At 59.2% G+C, this 3,900-nt stretch carries 3 protein-coding genes and 1 pseudogene; all 4 read right to left on the bottom strand.

Going from position 1 to position 3,900, the window contains the following annotated elements; all coding sequences use genetic code 11:
• Nucleotides 1-89: 89 nt before the first annotated feature.
• Nucleotides 90-1,047 (bottom strand): annotated as a pseudogene (locus tag JKG68_RS31335) (IS630 family transposase).
• A gap of 779 nt (nt 1,048-1,826) precedes the next feature.
• On the bottom strand, nt 1,827-2,210 hold the full coding sequence (locus JKG68_RS31330) for a hypothetical protein (RefSeq protein WP_202066242.1): 384 nt from the start codon (nt 2,208-2,210) through the stop codon (nt 1,827-1,829).
• A gap of 344 nt (nt 2,211-2,554) precedes the next feature.
• Complete coding sequence (locus JKG68_RS31325) at nt 2,555-3,163, bottom strand: head-tail connector protein (protein ID WP_202066241.1); 609 nt, start codon at nt 3,161-3,163, stop codon at nt 2,555-2,557.
• Nucleotides 3,121-3,900 (bottom strand): IS66 family transposase (tnpC, locus tag JKG68_RS31320; protein ID WP_202066240.1); only part of this gene is annotated, 780 nt, incomplete at its 5' end. The genes tnpC and JKG68_RS31325, both read right to left, overlap by 43 nt.

The raw sequence follows: 3,900 nt of genomic DNA, 5'->3' as shown, positions 1-3,900 counted from the left end.
ACCTGCATGTCATTGCACTGGTCTGCATCATGCTACGGCAGGCTGTAAACTACATCGCAGTCCATAACAGCCTCTAGAGCACCGGACGATTATACGGACGTATTTCCGGCAGCCCTGAGGAAGTTCCAACATTCTTGTGGCTCGAACAGGTTGCAGATGTCACCGAGGGCTCGCCAGAGCGCGTCGAACGTTCGGGCCTCGGCTTTGCGCAGGTGTGCCTTGATCTTGGCGAAGGCCTGTTCAACCGGGTTCATGTCTGGACTGTAGGGTGGCAGAAACAGGAACCAGGCGCCGCGTTGCTTCAGGCACTGAGCGGCCCTTTCACTCTTGTGGACCGCTAGGTTGTCGAGGATCACCACATCGCCCTTGCGCAGCGTCGGCGCGAGTTGTGTCTCGATGTAAGCCTCGAACGCCAACCGGTTGATCGGGCCATCGATCACCCACGGGGCACTCAGTTCGCTGCACCGCAGCCCTGCGATGAAAGTGTTGTTTGTCCAGTGGCCGAAGGGTGCGCTCATGCGCAGGCGCTGGCCTTTGCGCGAGCGCCCGCGCAGGCGCGTCATCTTGGTGTTGGCGTAGGTCTCGTCCAGGAACACCAAGCGGTGCGGCTGTTGGCACATACGGGCCTGACGCTGTGTCTGCCAGACGTGGCGTTCATCCCGCACGTCGGCGCGTGCGCACTCCGCCGCCATCAGGGCCTTTTTTATACGTGAAGCCGCGCCGGCACAGAAAGCGCGAGAGCATCGCGGGGGCAGCCACGATCCCGTGCTCGTCCAGCAGCCGTGCGGCCAGTTCAGGCATGGTGATGGCCGGCTCGGCTTCCACGGTCTGGATCAGGAAAGCCTCATAAGCCACCAGCTTGCCGCCGCCCGGCGGGCGACCCTGACGGGCTGGCGCGAGTGAACCAGAGTGCCGCTGGCGCTGCATCAGCTTGATGGCACAGCTGTCACTGACCCCAAAGTGGCGAGCCGCCGCCCGGCAGGAATGACCCGCCTCGACAAAGGCCGCAACCCGCACGCGCAGATCCAAGGAGAAACTCTGGGTCATGATCCACCTCCTGTTCTCAGAAGGGAATCACACTTCAGCCCAGCCCGCTACCTCTTGAATCTGCCTTTCAGTCCGATGCTCCAGTTTCTAGAGACTGAGTGTGCGGCAGCCTTCGCGGCAACAACCGGCGGGGTTGGCGGTGGTTTCAGCGCTGCTCGCCCAAAAGCCCCTCACGAAAGGGGAGCGTGATGGTCAATGGAATGTAGGGCAGGTCTCAGTTGCGCCTCTGTTGCAACTTGCTTCCGGCCATCCTGACGGGCTTTGATGCAGTACTGGTGCAGACCTCCTGACGGCGGGAGTTCGCATATAACCTCCCAGACCTCGCCCATGTTATGATCGGACGCCGCGATAAGGCTAAAGAAACCGAAGTCATCTGGTTCGGCTGTAGGATTGAAGAGGACGTGGTCACCTGGGTTGAACGTGTACGGCATCTTTTGACCCCATGCTTTCATAAGGCCAAGGAACCGTAGCTGGCTTCGCATTCTCCTGCAGCAGAGCAAGGGCTGTACCTCGGGCGGATCATCCAAGCCCTAAGAGCCTCATCGACGCTCGCGAAATTCGCATAACTCACTGTATGGAACCGCACGAAACAGGAACATGAAGCGTTCGGAAGTATCTATTTTGTAACGCGTCCCAGATCCAATATCGTCACAGTATAACAATCTCGAAGGGTGGGGTTTACTGCCGAGTTTTACTTGCGAAAACTTGCCTCAAGATTGTGCTCTTCCACCAGTCGCAGGAACTGGCGAATGATCCTGCCGATCAAACACGAACCTTTCTCAGTTCAACTTGTTCGTCTGCTCTAATGGCATCTTAAGGTGGGCATTCAAGACGCGAACGATCCTGGCGACGTGGTCTCTGGGGAGCGCGAAGGCAACAGGTCCGTAATCAGGATGATCAAACGCGAGCAGCGATCTGCCGGCCTGAGCAGGCTGGATGTACCAAGACGGTTCTGTGATAGTCGCAAGCGTCTTCCCATCGAGCGATTCCTTGGGTGTTCCCTCAACCATCCGAAACCTTGCTTGGCCCAGTAGTTTGATGACTTTAGTGAGTTGCTCAAGGTCCAACCCAACAGGAGACGATGGCCCATCAACAGGACCGATCTCGATTGTGACACTCCCTTGATCATCAGCAACTCGAACGCCGACACGTGCTTGAGCCATAGCATTTGCCTCCTGTTTGGTTGCGGAGTCTCGTAGCCCTAGTGCTTAAATCAACTCCTTCGTGTTTCGCGTGCCGCCTGTACCTTAGAAGGGTCAGGCAAACCTTATGAGAAGCAGCACCACTGATAAGGTGGCATAGGTGCTCGAAGGTTTCTCGAAGAGCAGCGCTCTTCATTGTCTCATTCTAGAGGGGCCAGCGCTATTGAAATGAGCAGGTGAACGTCCGAACGTGCCGCTTCACCCTCCTGCTTTGCCCGCCGCAGCCCTTTATTCATGTGATGTTGAGGTCTGTCACGCTCCCAAACTTTTAAATGTGTCACCGCTTTCGCGTCAGGAATGCCTTTTTAGATCCACACCCGGTAGGGAGCGAAAATGCTCTGCACGAAGCGATCCTCCCGGAACTCAGCGGTGAGGCCGTCGCCGCGGTTCGCGTAGAGGCGTGCAATCGTCATGAGCATGGCGCAGCGGTGTCCGTGGTCGACATCCTCCGGCCGTGGACCATACCCGGCCTGATAGCGCACGACGATGGAAGCCAGATCTGCGGCAGACCCGAGCCAAGGCACGCCGGAACCAAATGAGAGACGAGAAAGTCCTTCGCCACCCACGTTCGTTGAGTAAACTGCCGGGGACATGAGGACGGCTGCGCCAGCCCTGTCCACGCAAGACACACTCTCAATGGCAAGATAGGGGGGACGAGGGAGCACGATACACCCTGTGCGATCCCAGTGCGGTCCCACAAATCCCGGATACCACGGAAGCGGTGCCGAGAGTTCAAACGTTTGGGTAGTCAAGGAACATCCCAGCCATCCGTCACGCCCAGCGAGCCAAGCTGCTACCGAGGTGATCAGATCTTGGATCAGATTGTTCTCACTATCGTGATCAATCCGCAGGTAGGACGTAAGCGGTGTTCTCAGGCCACAGCCTTGAGGTTTGGCGTGGTGGCATAGGCCCACGGCAGCAGATCATCGAGGCGGGTGTTGAGATGGCCGGTAACGATGCGGCTCAGCACGTCGGTAAGATAAGCCTGCGGATCCACCCCGCACAGTTTGCAGGTTTCGACCAATGAGGCGATGATCGCCCAGTGCTCGCCCCCGCGATCCGAGCCGGCAAACAGCGCATTCTTGCGCGTCAGGGCCAAAGGCCGGATTGTCCGCTCGACCACATTGGAGTCGATCTCAATCCGCCCGTCATCCACAAAGCGGGTCAGCCCCTCCCAGCGCACAAGCGCATAGCGGATCGCCTCGGCCAGTTTGCTCTTCTGGCTGATCAGACCGAGCTTGCCACGTAACCAGGGCTCCATAGCCTCCAGGATCGAACGGCTCTTCTCCTGACGAACCCGGCAACGCTCCGCGGCACTCAGGCCACGGATGTCGCTCTCAATCCGGTAGAGTTCCGCAATCCGCGTGAGGGCTTCGCTGGCAATCGGCGCCGCGCCGGCCACGGCCAGCTCGTAAAAGCGCCTCCGCACGTGTGCCCAGCAGAACGCCAGCGTCACCTGGCTGCCTGCCGCCAGAGCCCGATAGCCGCTGTAGCCGTCGACCTGCAGCACGCCGGCAAAGCCCGCCAGATGCTCGATCGGTCTGGCCGCCTTGCGATCCGGCGCATACACGTAAGCCACCCCGGGCGGATCCGCCCCGCCCCAGGGGCGATCATCGCGCGCATAGGCAAACAGCTGACCCGTCTTGGTCTG

It is taken from the genome of Microvirga aerilata, from assembly GCF_016743775.1.
In the GTDB taxonomy this organism is placed as follows: domain Bacteria; phylum Pseudomonadota; class Alphaproteobacteria; order Rhizobiales; family Beijerinckiaceae; genus Microvirga; species Microvirga aerilata.
Note: the sequence above shows the minus strand (reverse complement) of the source record. Positions and strands in the feature narration are given on the sequence as shown.